This is a genomic window from Pseudomonas sp. B37(2017), from assembly GCF_002112885.1.
Taxonomy (GTDB): Bacteria; Pseudomonadota; Gammaproteobacteria; order Pseudomonadales; family Pseudomonadaceae; genus Aquipseudomonas; species Aquipseudomonas paraglycinae.
This window is the reverse complement of record NZ_NEIX01000003.1, coordinates 236489-252301: the sequence shown is the minus strand read 5'-3', so window position 1 is coordinate 252301 and position 15813 is coordinate 236489. Positions and strand designations below refer to the sequence as shown.

The 15813-nt window shown below is 62.1% G+C and carries 17 protein-coding genes; 4 read left to right on the top strand and 13 right to left on the bottom strand.

The genetic code is table 11. From position 1 onward, the window contains the following. Positions 1–46 precede the first annotated feature (46 nt). From recG to exbB, 5 genes are all read right to left on the bottom strand, one after another. Positions 47–2122 (bottom strand): ATP-dependent DNA helicase RecG, encoded by a 2076-nt coding sequence (gene recG / locus CAF90_RS10455; protein WP_085606143.1) that lies wholly within the window; start codon positions 2120–2122, stop codon positions 47–49. Positions 2123–2131: 9 nt separating this feature from the next. Then, on the bottom strand, positions 2132–3061 hold the full coding sequence (locus CAF90_RS10450) for a hydrogen peroxide-inducible genes activator (RefSeq protein WP_085606141.1): 930 nt from the start codon (positions 3059–3061) through the stop codon (positions 2132–2134). Positions 3062–3236: 175 nt separating this feature from the next. Beyond that, the gene (locus CAF90_RS10445; protein ID WP_085606139.1) at positions 3237–3983 is read right to left on the bottom strand and encodes an energy transducer TonB; all 747 of its coding nucleotides are present in this window, start codon (positions 3981–3983) and stop codon (positions 3237–3239) included. Further along, positions 3980–4408 carry a TonB system transport protein ExbD gene (exbD, locus tag CAF90_RS10440; RefSeq protein ID WP_007954431.1) on the bottom strand — a complete coding sequence of 143 codons (429 nt, stop codon included), beginning with the start codon at positions 4406–4408 and terminating at the stop codon, positions 3980–3982. Before exbD ends, CAF90_RS10445 begins: the two co-directional genes overlap by 4 nt. A 6-nt stretch (positions 4409–4414) precedes the next feature. Further along, complete coding sequence (gene exbB / locus CAF90_RS10435; RefSeq protein ID WP_007954433.1) at positions 4415–5368, bottom strand: tonB-system energizer ExbB; 954 nt, start codon at positions 5366–5368, stop codon at positions 4415–4417. 188 nt (positions 5369–5556) lie between these two features. Between exbB and CAF90_RS10430 the strand changes: the two genes are divergently transcribed. After that, the gene (locus CAF90_RS10430) at positions 5557–6414 is read left to right on the top strand and encodes an SDR family oxidoreductase (RefSeq protein ID WP_085606137.1); all 858 of its coding nucleotides are present in this window, start codon (positions 5557–5559) and stop codon (positions 6412–6414) included. A 139-nt stretch (positions 6415–6553) separates the two neighbouring features. Here CAF90_RS10430 and CAF90_RS10425 read toward each other — a convergent pair whose 3' ends face one another. The 6 genes from CAF90_RS10425 to CAF90_RS10400 form a co-directional block, all read right to left on the bottom strand. Further along, complete coding sequence (locus CAF90_RS10425; RefSeq protein WP_085606135.1) at positions 6554–7294, bottom strand: hypothetical protein; 741 nt, start codon at positions 7292–7294, stop codon at positions 6554–6556. 72 nt (positions 7295–7366) lie between these two features. Continuing rightward, complete coding sequence (locus CAF90_RS10420) at positions 7367–7747, bottom strand: RidA family protein (RefSeq protein WP_003229509.1); 381 nt, start codon at positions 7745–7747, stop codon at positions 7367–7369. Positions 7748–7771: 24 nt separating this feature from the next. After that, complete coding sequence (spoT, locus tag CAF90_RS10415; protein ID WP_007954439.1) at positions 7772–9877, bottom strand: bifunctional GTP diphosphokinase/guanosine-3',5'-bis pyrophosphate 3'-pyrophosphohydrolase; 2106 nt, start codon at positions 9875–9877, stop codon at positions 7772–7774. Positions 9878–9934: 57 nt separating this feature from the next. Continuing rightward, a complete protein-coding gene (rpoZ, locus tag CAF90_RS10410) occupies positions 9935–10198 on the bottom strand; it encodes a DNA-directed RNA polymerase subunit omega (protein ID WP_085606133.1) in 264 nt (87 codons plus the stop codon). A 168-nt stretch (positions 10199–10366) separates the two neighbouring features. Then, positions 10367–10987: a guanylate kinase gene (gene gmk, locus CAF90_RS10405; protein ID WP_003229498.1), complete on the bottom strand. Its 621-nt coding sequence runs from the start codon at positions 10985–10987 to the stop codon at positions 10367–10369. Positions 10988–10999: 12 nt separating this feature from the next. Further along, complete coding sequence (locus tag CAF90_RS10400; protein ID WP_007954440.1) at positions 11000–11863, bottom strand: YicC/YloC family endoribonuclease; 864 nt, start codon at positions 11861–11863, stop codon at positions 11000–11002. A gap of 267 nt (positions 11864–12130) precedes the next feature. Here CAF90_RS10400 and rph point away from each other — a divergent pair, with 267 nt between their 5' ends. After that, complete coding sequence (gene rph, locus CAF90_RS10395; RefSeq protein ID WP_085606131.1) at positions 12131–12853, top strand: ribonuclease PH; 723 nt, start codon at positions 12131–12133, stop codon at positions 12851–12853. A gap of 29 nt (positions 12854–12882) precedes the next feature. After that, entirely contained in the window at positions 12883–13251 is a 369-nt protein-coding gene (locus tag CAF90_RS10390; RefSeq protein WP_007954441.1) for a DUF4870 domain-containing protein, read from the top strand. Between the two features lie 63 nt (positions 13252–13314). Here the strand turns inward: CAF90_RS10390 and CAF90_RS10385 are convergent, their stop codons facing one another. Then, positions 13315–14094 carry an exodeoxyribonuclease III gene (locus CAF90_RS10385; RefSeq protein ID WP_007920349.1) on the bottom strand — a complete coding sequence of 260 codons (780 nt, stop codon included), beginning with the start codon at positions 14092–14094 and terminating at the stop codon, positions 13315–13317. 82 nt (positions 14095–14176) lie between these two features. Between CAF90_RS10385 and pyrE the strand changes: the two genes are divergently transcribed. Continuing rightward, positions 14177–14821, top strand: a complete 645-nt coding sequence (pyrE, locus tag CAF90_RS10380; protein WP_007954442.1) for an orotate phosphoribosyltransferase — start codon at positions 14177–14179, stop codon at positions 14819–14821. Between the two features lie 69 nt (positions 14822–14890). Here pyrE and argB read toward each other — a convergent pair whose 3' ends face one another. After that, positions 14891–15796 (bottom strand): acetylglutamate kinase, encoded by a 906-nt coding sequence (gene argB / locus CAF90_RS10375; protein WP_007954443.1) that lies wholly within the window; start codon positions 15794–15796, stop codon positions 14891–14893. Positions 15797–15813 lie beyond the last annotated feature (17 nt).

Genomic DNA, 15813 nt, shown 5'->3' with positions numbered 1-15813 from the left:
TATAACCAGCTTGGTTGGAACGAGCTTTGAGAAACTGCGACGGTGCTCACACTTGGCCGTATTGCTGCCCGTGTCGCAGCCAGCGGTCGAGCAGCGGGCTGACATGGGTGGGCCAGCGTTCGAGCAAGGCCTGGGCGGCATCGCGCACGGCGGGCAGCAGATCGGCGTCGCGCATCAGGTCAGCGACCTTGAATTGCAGCAGGCCGGTCTGGCGGGTGCCGAGCATTTCGCCGGGGCCGCGCAGTTCGAGGTCTTTTTCGGCGATGACGAAACCGTCGTTGGTCTCGCGCATGATGCCCAGGCGCTGGCGGCCGATCTGCGACAGCGGCGGATGGTAGAGCAGCACGCAATGGCTGACCGCGCTGCCCCGGCCGACGCGACCGCGCAACTGGTGTAGTTGCGCGAGGCCCAGGCGCTCGGGGTTTTCGATGATCATCAGGCTGGCGTTGGGTACGTCCACGCCGACTTCAATCACGGTGGTGGCGACCAGCAGTTGCAGGTCGCCGGCCTTGAATTCGGCCATGACGGCGGCTTTCTCGGCAGGCTTCATGCGGCCGTGGATCAGCCCGACCTTCAACTCGCCGAGTGCGGCGGTCAGGTCTTCGAAAGTGGTTTCGGCGGCCTGACAGGTCAGCTCTTCGGACTCTTCGATCAGCGTGCACACCCAATAGGCCTGACGGCCCTCGGCGCAGGCGCTGCGCACCCGTTCGATGACTTCGACGCGGCGGGTGTCGGTGACCAGGACGGTGTTGACCGGGGTTCGACCGGGCGGCAGTTCGTCGAGGATTGAGGTGTCGAGGTCGGCGTAGGCGCTCATCGCCAGTGTTCGGGGAATCGGCGTGGCGGTCATGATCAGTTGATGCGGACACATGCGCCCGCCGACGCCTTTCTGCCGCAGCGCAAGACGCTGTTGCACGCCGAAGCGGTGTTGTTCGTCAATGATCACCAGCGCGAGGTTCTTGAACTGCACTTCGTCCTGGAACAGCGCGTGGGTGCCGACCACCATCGGCGTGCCGCTGGCGATCTGTTCCAGCGCGGCGACGCGGTTCTTGCCCTTGAGCTTGCCGGCCAGCCACGCCACGTCGATGCCCAGCGGTTCGAGCCAGCGCTTGAAGGTGATGAAGTGCTGCTCGGCAAGGATCTCGGTCGGCGCCATCAGTGCGACCTGATAACCCGCCTCCAGCGCTTGCAGCGCAGCGAGGGCGGCGACCACCGTTTTGCCTGCGCCAACGTCGCCCTGAATCAGCCGCAGCATCGGTTCGTGCTGACTGAGGTCGTAGGCGATTTCGTTGCCGACTCGTTGCTGAGCGCCGGTCGGATTGAAGCCGAGGTTGGCCAGGTATTTCGCCGGCAGTTTGGTGGCTTTCGGCATCGCCGGCGCACGCAGGGAGCGCATGCTTTCGCGTAGGCGCTGCTGCGATAGCTGGTGAGTCAGCAATTCTTCGAAGGCCAGGCGATGCTGGGCCCAGTGATGGCCGAGAGCGAGTTCGTCGACGTCGGCATCGGCGGGCGGGTTGTGCAGGTAGCGGATCGCGTCGGCCAGTGGCGCCAATTGGTAGTCGCGGGCCAGTTCGGTCGGCAGCCAGTCGGGCAGCGTGGCCGGTTTGAGCAGGGTCAGGGTCTGCATGCACAACTGGCGCAGGCGGGCCTGGGTCAGGCCTTCGGTCAGCGGGTAGACCGGGGTCAGGGTTTCATCCACCGGCGGCGGTTCGTCGCCGTTGATGGCGCGGTATTCCGGATGGTAGATCTCCAACCCCGAGGCGCCGGGCCGGGCTTCGCCGTAGCAGCGAATCCGCGTGCCGCGCTTGAGGCCTTCTTTCTGCGCGTTGCTGAAATGGTAGAAGCGCAGGCTCAAGCCGCCGGTGCCGTCCTGCAAGCGCACGACGAGGCTGCGGCGCCGGCCCATGACCACGTCGGCGCCGCTGACGGTGCCTTCGACCACGGCGTCCTGCCCCGGCCGCAATGCGCCGATCGGCACCACGCGGGTGCGATCCTGATAACGCAGCGGCAGGTGGAACAGCACGTCCTGGAGGTTTTCCAGACCGACCTTGGCCAGTTTCTCGGCCATGGCTTCACCGACACCCTTGAGTGCGGTGACCGACACCTGCGACAGCTCAGTCATGACGCTGGCTTAACCGGCCGTGACCGGCGCGGCAGGCTTGGCGACCGAGCACAGGCGAATGGAGTCGGCGAGGATCTCGATGGCTTTCGGTCGTGGGAAACTGGCGCGCCAGGCGATGGCCACGGTGCGGAACGGCACCGGTGCCGACAGCGGACGAACCTCGATCACGCCCGGGGCGTAGTGATGGCTGTCCACCGCCGACAGCGGCAGGATCGAGATGCCCAGGCCGGACGCGACCATGTGGCGAATGGTTTCCAGCGAGCTGGATTCGACCGTGGTGTGCTTGGCGCCGTCGTTGCCTTTGGTCAGGGTCGGGCAGGCTTCCAGCACCTGATCGCGGAAGCAGTGGCCTTCGCCGAGCAGCAGCAGGCTCTTGTCGTTGAGCAGCGCGGCGTCGATGGATTCTTTCTGGGTCCACGGGTGCTGGGCCGGCATCAGGACATAGAACGGTTCGTCGTAGAGTTGCAGGGTCAGCACGTCGGCTTCGTTGAACGGAAGGGCGATGATGATCGCGTCCAGCTCGCCGTTGCGCAGTTTGTCGCGCAGCACGTGGGTGAAGTTTTCTTCGATGTACAACGGCATCTGCGGGGCGATCCGGTGCAGTTGCGGAATCAGGTGCGGGAACAGGTACGGGCCGACGGTGTAGATCGCACCGACTTTCAGCGGGGCGGTCAGCTGGTTCTTGCCGGCCTGGGCCAGCTCGCGGATGCCTTGGGCCTGCTCCAGCACTTTCTGCGCCTGGGCGACGATGCCTTCGCCGACCGGGGTCAGGCGCACGGCGCTTTTGCTGCGCTCGAAAATCAGCACACCGAGTTCGTCTTCAAGCTTTTTCACGCCCACCGACAGGGTCGGCTGGCTGACGTGGCAACGCTCGGCCGCGTGGCCGAAATGCTGCTCTTGGGCGAGGGTAACGATGTAGCGTAATTCTGTGAGGGTCATAGCAAGCGTCCATGAAGATGCGGGCCAAGCATACCGGCTGCAATCGATAGACGCACGTTATCAGACTGAGTGATGAATGCGACACCGGGCAATGCCGGTTTGCCGTGGATGGATAAGCAAAAGGCACCTTTCGGTGCCTTTTTGGCTGGATCAGGCCGAGCTCCGCGGGTGCGGATCAGCGGCGGCGTTCCAGCGAGTACACAAACGGCGCAACGATTTCGATCGCGCCATTGGTCAGCATGTCGGCCGGTGGCTTGGGCAGCGGTTGGGCGCGGCGGATCATTTCCAGGGTGGCCCGGTCCAGATCGGCGTTGCCGGAGCGGCCCACCAGTTCGAACGAAAGCACATTGCCTTCGCCATCGACCACGAAACGCAACCGGTTCAAGCCTTCCTTGCCCCGCGCCTGAGCGCTGGCCGGGTACTTCTTGTACTTGGCCAGGTGCGCAAGCAGGGTGCCTTGCCAGCTGGCCTTGGCGGCCAATTGTGCAGGCGACGGGCCCGGTGCAGGCTGGGCGGATTTCTCCGTCGGCGCCTGAGTCGGCTGGGTGTCGGCCGGCTTCTCTTCGGACGGTTTCTCCTTCGGCGGATCGGGCAGTTTCTTCTCGATCGGCTTCGGCGGTTTGGGTTTCGGCTTGGGCTTCGGTTTCTGTACCGCGATCTCGGCTTTCGGCGCTTCGGCCAGTTTCGGGATCGGCAGTTCTTCAACCGGAGCCGGTGGCTGCGGTGGCGTGACGACTTTCGGCGGTGCGGGCGGTGGCGGGGCCGGAACCGGTGCCAGCTCGACCATCATTGCCTGCGGCGGCAATTCGATGGGCGGGCGGGCGGTCCAGTTCAGCGCCAGCGCGATGGCCAGCGCGTGAACACCCAGCACCACGGCCAGGCTACCGCTGTAACGCGTCAGCTTATGGCGCGTCGTGATCATTTCTTGACTGCGCTCTCGAGTCCGACCAGACCGACCTTCAGGTAACCGGCGGCGCGCAGGTTATCCATCACGCTCATCAGGTCGCCGTAATCCACGCCTTTGTCGGCCTGGAAGAAGATCGTCGTGTCTTTCTTGCCCTGGGTCTTGGCGTCGAGTGCGGCGCCGAGGGTTTCGGCTTTCACTTCGTCTTCGCCCAGGAACAGGCGCTGGTCAGCCTTCACGCTGAGGAACACCGGTTTCTCCGGCCGCGGCGCCGGTTTGGCGGTCGAGGCAGGCAGGTCAACCTTGATGTCCACGGTGGCCAGCGGCGCGGCCACCATGAAGATGATCAACAGCACCAGCATCACGTCGATGAACGGCGTGACGTTGATTTCGTGGTTCTCGGCCAGATCGTCGTCTGCGCCTTCTTTCAAATGCAGGCCCATGGCCGATTACCCCACTTTCACCATGTGCGGTTGCGAGCTGTTGCGCTCAGGCTGGTGGTCGAGGTCGCGGCTGACCAGCAGCAGCACCTGAGCCGACGCATCGGACACCTGAGCCTTGTAACCGGCGATGGAGCGGGCGAAGACGTTGTAGATGACCACGGCAGGAATCGCGGCAACCAGACCCAGTGCGGTAGCCAGCAGCGCTTCAGCGATACCCGGTGCTACGACGGCAAGGTTGGTGGTCTGGGTTTTGGCGATGCCGATGAAGCTGTTCATGATGCCCCACACGGTACCGAACAGACCGACGAACGGCGCGGTGGAACCGATGGTAGCGAGGACGCCGGTGCCGCTGCTCATGTTGCGGCCACAGGCGGCAACCAGGCGCTCGAGGCGGAAGCTGACGCGTTCCTTGATGCCTTCTTTCTCGCGGGCGTTGGTCGACAGGCGCATTTCTTCGAGGGCGTCGTGCACCAGCAGGTTGGCGAGGGTGCCTTCCTTCGCGGCGGTGGCGCTGGCTTCTTTGAGGGTGGCGGCTTTTTTCAGGGCGGCGATCTCGCCACGCAGGCGGCGTTTGGCGCCCATCAGCTCGAAGCCCTTGGCGATCCAGATGGTCCAGGTGATGATCGAGGCGATGGCCAGGCCGATCATCACGGCTTTAACGATCACGTCGGCGTTCTGGTACATGCCCCATGGCGACAGGTCGTGGGCCATGCCCAGGGTGTTGTCGGCTTCGAGGACTTCCGGCGCGTCGGCGGCGCTGGCCTCTACGGCCTGCACCGGGTCGGTCGCGGCAGGTGCGGCGGCCGGAGCGCTTTGCTCGGTGGCGGCTGGTGCGGCCGGGGCTTGTGCGTCAGCGAATGCGGCGACTGGCGCCAGCATCAGGCTGAGCAGCAGGGCAGCCACGGCGCTCCAGGCACGAGGTCGGTTGGTTGGCGAAGCGGAGTTTTGAATGCGTGTCATGCTGGCCGGACCTGAGATAGAAAAACGGTAATGCTCTTCCAGGCCTCGTGAGGCCGAGAACAAAAGTGGCGTGCATTATTGCAAGTAATTCTTGTTAACAGAAGTAATAGAGTTGCTTTTTTTCCTTCATTGCTAGCCGCTCGTCCCTTGCCGAGGCTAGTCTGTCGCTTTCCGATGGGAGTTTTTTGATGTCCGCGCCTACTGTTTTGATCGCCGGTTGCGGTGATGTCGGCAGCCGTCTGGCCACGCAATTGCTGGCTGCCGGCTTCCAGGTCTACGGCCTGCGCCGTGATATTTCGCGTTTGCCGGACGGCGTTATCGGCGTGGCCGGTGACTTGTTCAATGAGGATTGCCCCGAGACCTGGCCGGTGGGCGCTATCGATTACCTGGTGTATAGCGCGGCGGCCACCGATCACGATGAAGCCGGTTATCGCGCGGCGTATGTGCAGGGTTTGCAGCATGTGCTGGGTTGGCTGAACGATTACGGTCAGGAGCCGGAGCGGCTGCTGTTCGTTTCCAGCAGCAGTGTTTACGGGCAGCAGAACGGCGAATGGGTTGATGAAAAATCCGAAACCGTCGCTGCGGGTTATTCCGGTCGATTGATGCTGGAGGCCGAGCAGGTTGCGCTCAACAGCGGCATACCGGCGAGTATCGTGCGCCTGACGGGTATTTATGGCCCCGGCCGTGAATGGCTGCTGACCCAGGTGCGTCGGGGTTATCGCGTGGCGGTCGATCCGCCGCTGTATGGCAATCGCATCCATGCCGACGACGCGGCGGGGTTGATGGCGTTTCTGCTGGAAGCAGCTCGCAAAGGCGGGTCGCTGGATGACATCTATATCGGCGTTGACGATGCGCCAGCGCCGCTGGCCGAAGTGGTGGCGTGGCTGCGTGAGTATCTGGGTGTCACCGAATGGTCGGAAGACGAGAGCGTGCGTCGCACCGGCAGCAAGCGTTGCAGCAATGCCCGGGCGAAGGCGCTGGGTTGGGTGCCGAAGTATCCGAGTTATCGCGAGGGGTATGGCGCGATTCTTGAGGGGCGCTGCTGACTTTCGTCATTGCACAGTAAATGTGGGAGCGGGCTTGCTCGCGAAGGCGTCGTGTCAGGCGGCATCTTGATTGCCTGACAGACCGCATTCGCGAGCAAGCCCGCTCCCACATTCGATTTACTGTGTTTTCAAAGGTGCGTTACTGCTTCTCGAGCAACCACTTGCGTTCACCCGGGGTGAACTGCGGTTGTTCGTCCGCCAGCGCGGTGTTCACGGCCTGCAGGATTTCCAGCTCTTTGCCCTTGCGCACAAAGATCCAGTTGTTGCCCTGACCGTTCTGCTGCAGCCACATGCTGTCGTTGCCGTTGCTCATCGATGCGCAGTCGCCTGCGAGGCACAGCGCATAGCGGTCGGCACCCGGCAGGCCGGAGACTTGACCGTCCGCCTGGAATTGCACGGTGGCGCCTTCGCCCTGGCCGCTGGTGATCGTCCAGTTGCCGCCCAGATAAGCGGAATACAGTGCGCGTTCGAAGCTGGCGCCGATCGGTGCGCCTTCCGGCACCGGAATCTGTGCGCGGTCGAAGACCTGTTCCGGCTCGTTTTCGTTGGCGGCTTGTTGCAGTTGGCCGCCGTCGCGTTTCAGCTCGCTGGCGGAGCTGCCATAGAAATCGACTTTCCAGGCACCGGACTGTTCGCCGAGCAAGCGACCTTCGACGTTTTCGAAACCGTTGGTGTAGCGGGCCTGACCGGCCTTGGTGTTGACGTCCCACTCCAGGTTCGGGCCATAAGCCTGAAGCGCTTCGCGCAGGGGACCGCCCTTGGCAGCGGCATCGATGGCGACCTGATTGATCCAGGTGCCGCTGATGTCACGGTCGGCAGGGTTGCTGGCGCAACCGCCGAGGAAAATGGCGAGCAGCGAGAGAGCAAGCGCTTTGCGCATGGTGGAATCCTTTCAAAACCTTTTCTTTACCGCAGAGCAGTCGGCGCGGCGTCTGAGGCCGCGCCGTGCGCATTACTCGATGACCAGAATGGCATCCATTTCAACCTGCGAACCCTTTGGCAGGGCTGCCACGCCGATGGCGGCGCGCGCCGGGTACGGCTGGTCGAAGTACTTGCCCATGATCTCGTTGACCTTGGCGAAGTGGCTCAGGTCGGTCAGGAAGATGTTCAGCTTGACGATGTCCTTGAACGAACCGCCGGCGGCTTCGGCCACGGCTTTCAGGTTCTCGAACACCTGGACGGTCTGGGCTTCGAAGCCTTCGACCAGTTCCATGGTTTTTGGATCGAGGGGAATCTGACCCGACATGTAAACGGTGTTACCGGCCTTGATCGCCTGAGAGTAAGTACCGATGGCGGCCGGGGCCTTGTCGCTGGTGATAACGGTTTTGGTCATGAATGACTCCTTGTAATGGGGTGGTTATGCACGCATGCGGGTGATGCGGATCACCCCGGTCAGGGCGCGCAGTTTCTTGATCACGCGGGCCAGGTGCACACGGTCGTGGACGCTGACCACCAACTGGACAACGCTGATGCGGCCATCGCGTTCGTCCATGCTGATTTTCTCGATATTGCCGTCGGCTGCGTTGACGCTGCTGGCCAGCAGGGCGATCAGGCCGCGCTGGTGTTCCAGCTCGACGCGCAGTTCGACGTTGAATTCGCCGGTGACATCCTTGGCCCACGAGAGCTGGATGCATTTTTCCGGGTTATGACGGATTTCGCTGATGTTGCGGCAGTTGTCCAGGTGCACGACCATGCCTTTGCCTGCTGACAGGTGACCGACAATCGGGTCGCCCGGGATCGGCGTGCAACATTTGGCGTAGCTGAGGACCAGGCCTTCGGTGCCGCGAATCGCCAGCGGGCCTTCCGGGCTCGGCAGTTGTTCGCCTTCGCCGAGCAGGCGGCGCGCCACGACGTAGGCCATGCGGTTGCCCAGGCCGATGTCTTCCAGCAAGTCTTCGATCAGTTCGAGGCGGTACTCGGTGAGCATCGCCTTCACGCGTTCGGCCGGAATCTGTTCCAGCGCGCTGTCGAAGCCGTTGAGCACCTTGTTCAGCAGGCGTTCGCCGAGGCTGATGGATTCGGAGCGGCGCTGCAGTTTCAGCGCATGGCGGATGTGCGTGCGCGCCTTGCCGGTGACCACGAAGTTGAGCCACGCCGGGTTCGGTCGTGCGCCGGGAGCGCTGACGATCTCGACCGTGGAGCCGCTTTGCAGCGGTTCGGACAGCGGTGCGAGACGACGGTTGATCCGGCAGGCTATGCAGCTGTTGCCGACGTCGGTGTGCACCGCGTAGGCAAAGTCGACCGCCGTGGAGCCTTTGGGCAGCTCCATGATCCGGCCTTTGGGCGTGAACACGTAGACCTCGTCCGGGAACAGGTCGATCTTCACGCTCTCGATGAATTCCAGCGAGTTGCCGGCACGTTGCTGCATTTCCAGCACGCCCTTGACCCACTGACGGGCGCGGGCGTGAGTGCCTTTCGGCTGCTCGTCACCGCTGGATTTGTACAGCCAATGGGCGGCGATGCCGTTGTTGGCCATCTCTTCCATTTCACGGGTGCGGATCTGGATCTCGATCGGTACACCGTGCATGCCGAACAGCGTGGTGTGCAGTGACTGATAGCCGTTGGCCTTGGGGATCGCGATGTAATCCTTGAAGCGCCCCGGCAACGGTTTGTACAAATTATGTACAGCACCCAGCACGCGGTAGCAGGTATCGACCTTGTCGACGATGATCCGGAACGCGTAGACGTCCATGATCTCGTTGAAGGCCCGACGCTTGCCGCGCATTTTCTTGTAGATGCCGTAGAGGTGTTTCTGGCGACCGCTGACTTCGCCCTGGATGCCGTCGATGGCGAGGCAGTGACCAAGGGACTCTTCGATCTTGTTGACGATTTCCTTGCGGTTGCCCCGGGCGCGTTTGACGGCCTGGTAGATCCGCGCGGAACGCATCGGGTGCATCGCCTTGAAACCGAGGTCTTCGAACTCGATACGGATCGCGTGCATGCCCAGGCGGTTGGCGATGGGGGCGTAGATCTCGAGGGTTTCCTTGGCGATGCGCCGGCGTTTTTCGCCGGACAGCACTTCCAGCGTGCGCATGTTGTGCAGGCGGTCGGCGAGCTTGACCAGGATCACGCGAATGTCGCGCGCCATGGCCATGGCCATCTTCTGGAAGTTTTCAGCCTGGGCTTCGGCCTTGGTCTCGAAGTTCATCTGGGTCAGTTTGCTGACCCCGTCGACCAGTTCGGCCACGGTTTCACCGAACTGCGCTTGCAGCGCTTCCTTGGCGATACCGGTGTCTTCGATTACGTCATGCAGCATCGCAGCCATCAGGCTCTGATGGTCCATGTGCATGTCGGCAAGAATATTCGCCACCGCAAGAGGATGCGTGACGTACGCCTCGCCGCTGCGGCGGCGTTGGCCGTCGTGGGCTTGTTCGGCGTAGAAATACGCTCGGCGGACCAGGTTGACCTGGTCATTGCCGAGGTAGGTCGATAAGCGATCGGCGAGGGCGTCTATGCTCGGCATGATGTCTCCTGCCGTAGGCTGTGATCCCGCGCCGTGCTACGTCGACCAGGCATAGGCTTAGACGGCCTCGTTGGACTCGTCCTCGAACGCAGCGAAGACAGGGTCTTCGTGGACGATTTCCTGATCGGCGATGAACTCGTAGCTCATCAGGCCTTCAGCGATTTCACGCAGCGCAACTACGGTCGGTTTGTCGTTTTCCCACTGAACCAGGGGCTCTTTGCCGCCGGTGGCCAGTTGACGGGCACGCTTGGTAGAGAGCATGACCAGCTCAAAGCGGTTTTCCACGTGTTCTAGGCAGTCTTCAACGGTTACGCGGGCCATGGTATTCCTCGGAGCGAATGCAATATGCGCGCTGCCCGGTTGGGCGAGCGGACTCAACAGTTTAAAAAATCACCAGCGATTAGGGAAGCGCTGATTTTTTGACCAGACTCTTCAACGCGCTGCAAGTGCCAATGTAAAGCCCTTGCAGCGGTTTTGGGAAGTGCTGTTTCAGCCCAGCAATTCAGCCAGCAATTTGCCGAAACGCACCTGTTGGCGTTTCTGTTGCAGCTGATTGGCGCGGAAAATCGCCTTCAGGTCGTCCAACGCGTGGGCGAAATCGTCGTTGATGATCAGGTAGTCGTACTCGACGTAGTGGCTCATCTCGCTGACCGCTTCACGCATCCGGCCGTCGATGATCTCGTCGCTGTCCTGACCACGGTTGGTCAGGCGCTGGTGCAGGGCCTGCAGCGAAGGCGGCAGAATGAAGATCGAACGGGCCTGCGGCATCAGCTTGCGCACTTGCTCGGCGCCTTGCCAGTCGATTTCCAGAATCAGGTCGTGGCCTTCGTCCAGGGTCTGCTGCAGGCGGCTTTGCGAGGTGCCGTAGAAGTTGCCGAAGACTTCGGCGCGTTCCAGGAAGTCGCCGTGCTCGCCCATCTTCACGAACTCTTCGCGGGTCACGAAGTGATAGTTCACGCCGTCCACTTCGCCCGGGCGCATGGCGCGGGTGGTGTGGGAAATCGAGACGCGGATCTCCGGGTTGGCGTCGGTCAGGGCCTTGACCAGACTGCTCTTGCCCGCGCCCGAGGGGGCGGAAATGATGTACAGGGTGCCGGTGCTGTGGGTCATGTCGGGGTAGCCTTACTCAATATTCTGCACTTGTTCGCGCATCTGCTCGATCAACACTTTGAGGTTGACCGCCGCCTGGGTGCTGCGCGGGTCGAAGGCCTTGGAGCCCAGTGTGTTGGCTTCGCGGTTGAGTTCCTGCATCAGGAAGTCCAGGCGCCGGCCGGCGGCACCGCCGGATTTCAGCACCCGGCGAACTTCAATGATGTGGGTGCTCAAGCGATCCAGTTCTTCGGCCACGTCGCTCTTTTGCGCGAGCATGACCATTTCCTGTTCCAGGCGTTGCGGGTCCATCTCAGCCTTCATGTCGGCGAAGCGGTCGAGGACTTTCTGGCGCTGGGTGGCGAGCATCTGCGGAACCAGTTCGCGCAGGGTCACCACGTCTTCCTCGATGGAGGTCAGGCGATCGTTGATCAGGCGGGCCAGCTCCGCGCCTTCGCGCTCGCGGCCGGCCTTGAGATCTTTCAGGCCCTGATTGAACAGGGCCAGCGCTTCGGCGTTCAGCGCCTGCGGGTCGGTGGCGTCGGCGACCAGTACGCCCGGCCAGGCAAGCACTTCCAGCGGGTTCAGCGCGGCCGGGTTCTTGATCAGGCCGGCGACGGTTTCGGCCGCGGCGACCAGTTGTGCAGCGCGTTCGCGATCCACTTGCAGCGGCTTGCCGGTGCTTTCCTCGGTGAAACGCAGGGTGCATTCCAGTTTGCCGCGCGACAGGCCCTGGCGCAGGGCTTCGCGGACGGCGCCTTCGAGGTCGCGAAACGACTCCGGCAAGCGCAGGTGGGGTTCCAGGTAGCGGCTGTTGACCGAGCGCAGCTCCCAGCTCAGGGTGCCCTGAACGCCGGCTTTTTCGACGCGGGCGAAGGCGGTCATGCTGTGCACCATGGGGTGACCTCGCGATACAGATCGGCGCGAATTGAAGCTCCGCAGCTCGATATCAATGAATTTAAGCCGACTGGCAGCAAAGGCGCAGGATTGTAGCGCAGTGCGGCAGATGCGCCCAAACACACGGTGTGACAAAGGGCTGCAGGCCGTCGGCGAAGCGCGTTTCAGGGCCTTCGGTCGTCGGCCGGATTTTTTAACGAGTGCCCAGGCGCGGTGCGCGGCTCTATAATGCTCCGCAGTTTTCCGTCCCCAGTACAGGTATCTCCTATGAAACGTCCAAGTGGTCGCGCTGCCGATCAGCTCCGCTCGATCCGCATTACCCGCAACTACACCAAACACGCCGAGGGATCCGTACTGGTCGAATTCGGTGATACCAAAGTCATCTGCACCGTCAGCGTCGAAAACGGCGTGCCGCGTTTCCTCAAAGGCCAGGGCCAGGGTTGGCTGACCGCCGAATACGGCATGCTGCCGCGCGCCACCGGCGAGCGTAACCAGCGTGAAGCCAGCCGTGGCAAGCAGGGCGGTCGTACCCTGGAAATCCAGCGCCTGATCGGCCGTTCCCTGCGCGCCGCGCTGGACATGTCCAAGCTGGGCGACGTCACCCTGTACGTCGACTGCGACGTGATCCAGGCTGATGGCGGCACCCGTACCGCGTCGATCACCGGCGCCATGGTTGCGCTGGTCGATGCACTGAAAGTGATCAAGAAGCGCGGCGGCCTGAAAGGCGGCGACCCGCTCAAGCAAATGATCGGCGCCGTTTCCGTGGGCATGTACCAGGGCGAGCCGGTGCTGGATCTGGACTATCTTGAAGATTCCACCGCCGAGACCGACCTCAACGTGGTGATGACCAGCACCGGTGGCTTCATCGAAGTGCAGGGCACCGCCGAAGGCGCGCCGTTCCAGCCTGAAGAGCTGAACGCGATGCTGGAGCTGGCCAAGAAAGGCATGAACGAGATCTTCGAACTGCAAAAGGCTGCACTGGCCGACTGAGCAGGTTCGTAACCCGCAAGGAGGACGCGATGAGTGATGAGCAAGAGTTGCTGCCCAAGCCGAGCCAGGAGGTTCGCCAATGGGCGATGTTTTGTCACTTGTCCGCCTTGCTGGGAATCTGGATTCCGTTCGGCACGCTGATCGGGCCGCTGGTCCTGTGGCAGATGAAGCGCGAGACCGATCCGTTCATCGACGCCCAGGGCAAGGAAGCGCTGAATTTTCAGATCACCGTGGCGATCGCTTCGATGATCTGCTTCGTGCTGATGCTGTTGCTTATCGGGTTCGTGCTGTTTGGCCTGCTGGCCATTGCGGCGCTGGTGTTGACGATTATCGGCGGGGTGAAAGCCAACGAAGGTTTCCCGTACCGCTATCCGTTCACCTGGCGGTTGATCAAATAACGAACGATCGCCCACAAAAAAACCGACAGTGATGTCGGTTTTTTTGTGTCTGCGAAAGGCCGCCTAGATGGTCAGCGTCCAGTCGTAGTCGACGATCAGCGGCGCGTGCTGCGAGAACCGAGGCTGACGCGGCAGGCGTGCGCTGCGCACGAAGCGCCGCAGGCCCGGAGTCAGGATCTGGTAGTCGAAGCGCCAGCCCAGATTCAGCATCTCGGCCTGTTCGTTGTCCGGCCACCAGCTGTACTGGTCGCCTTCGCGGCTGACTTCGCGCAGAGCATCGACATAGCCCATGTTGCCGACAATCTCGTCCATCCAGGCGCGTTCCGGCGCGAGGAAACCCGGAGATTGCTGGCTGTCGCGCCAGTTCTTGATGTCGAGCTTCTGCTGCGCGACGTACAGCGAGCCACAATAAATGTACTCGCGACGTTTGCGCCGCTGTTTGTCCAGATACTTGCCGAAGTCGTCCATGAGCTTGAACTTCTGGTTCAAGTCCTCATCGCCGTTCATCCCCGAAGGAAGCAGCAAGGTGGCAATACTGACTTTGTCGAAATCTGCTTGCAGGTAGCGCCCGTAGCGGTCCGCCGTCTCGAATCCGAGACCGCTGATGACAGCCTTCGGTTGCAACCGCGAATACAAAGCCACGCCGCCTTGGGCAGGGACTTCAGCATCGCAGGCATAAAGGAAGTAGCCATCCAGTTGGAAGGCTGGGTCGTCCAGTTCAAAGGCGGAGGCACGGGTGTCCTGCAGGCAGATGACGTCGGCATTCTGTGCCTGCAGCCAACTGAGCAAACCGCGCTCGACTGCAGCCTGAATACCATTGACGTTCACACTGATGATCCGCATAAATGGCCCCAAAAATCGCGTGCGTGTATGATACACGGCGTCAAGCTAATTAGCTAAATCCGTGGTATTTGGGGTTTTTTTCATGCAAGCGTATCAGCGCGATTTCATTCGTTTTGCCATCGATCGCGGCGTTTTGCGCTTCGGTGAGTTCACCCTGAAGTCCGGGCGCACCAGTCCTTACTTCTTCAATGCCGGCCTGTTCAACTCGGGTTCCGCACTGGCGCAGCTGGGTCGTTTCTACGCCGCAGCCATCGCCGAGAGCGGCATTCCGTTCGACGTGCTGTTCGGCCCGGCCTACAAAGGCATCCCGCTGGCGGCAACCACTGCCGTGGCGCTGGCCGAACACCACAACCGTGATCTGCCATGGTGCTTCAACCGCAAGGAAGCCAAGGCCCACGGCGAAGGCGGCAGCCTGGTCGGCGCACCGCTGACCGGTGAAGTGCTGATCATTGACGACGTGATCACTGCCGGCACCGCGATCCGTGAAGTGATGCAGATCATCGCTTCCCAGGACGGCGCCAAGGCCGCCGGTGTGCTGATCGCCCTGAACCGTCAGGAGCGCGGCAACGGCGAGCTGTCGGCGATTCAGGAAGTCGAGCGTGATTTCGGTATCCCGGTCATCAGCATCGTGTCGCTGAACCAGGTACTGGAATTCCTGGCTGACGATCCGCAGCTCAAGCAGCACCTGCCAGCCGTTGAAGCATACCGCGCCCAGTTCGGCGTCTGATCGCAGCTTCAGGCAAAAAAAGACCCCGCTCAGCCAGGCTGAGCGGGGTCTTTTTGTTTGCGCGAGCGCTTATGGACGCTTGCGATTGCTGATCAGCGTACCCACACCGGTGTCGGTGAAGATTTCCAGCAGGATCGCGTTCGGCACGCGACCGTCGATGATCAGCGAACTGCCAACGCCGCCCTGTACCGCTTCCAGCGCGCAGCGGATCTTCGGCAGCATGCCGCCGTAGATGGTGCCGTCGGCGATCAGGTCGTCGACTTGCTGGGTGCTCAGACCGGTCAGCACGGTGCCCGACTTGTCCATCAGGCCGGCGATGTTGGTCAGCAGCATCAGCTTCTCGGCTTTCAGCGCTTCGGCAACCTTGCCGGCCACCAGGTCAGCGTTGATGTTGTACGACTCGCCGTTTTCACCCACACCGATCGGTGCGATCACCGGGATGAAGTTGCCTTTGACCAGCAGGTTCAGCAGTTCGGTGTTGATTCCGACCACTTCGCCCACATGGCCGATGTCGATGATTTCCGGCTGGGTCATCTCCGGGGTCTGGCGGGTGACGGTGAGCTTCTTCGCGCGAATCAGCCCGGCGTCTTTACCGGTCAGGCCGATGGCGCTGCCGCCGTGACGGTTGATCAGGTTGACGATGCTTTTGTTGACCTGGCCGCCGAGGACCATTTCCACCACGTCCATGGTCGCGGCGTCGGTGACGCGCATGCCGTCGACGAAATGGCTTTCGATCGACAGGCGCTTGAGCAGATCACCGATCTGCGGGCCACCGCCGTGCACGACCACCGGGTTGATACCCACGGCCTTCATCAGCACGATGTCGCGGGCGAAGCCGGTTTTCAGCTCCTCGCTTTCCATCGCGTTGCCGCCGTATTTGATCACCAGGGTCTTGCCGACGTATCGGCGGATGTAAGGCAGCGCTTCGGACAGGACCTTGGCAGTGTTGGCGGCGGCATCGCGTTCGAGGGTCATTCAGGGCTCCGGGTGAA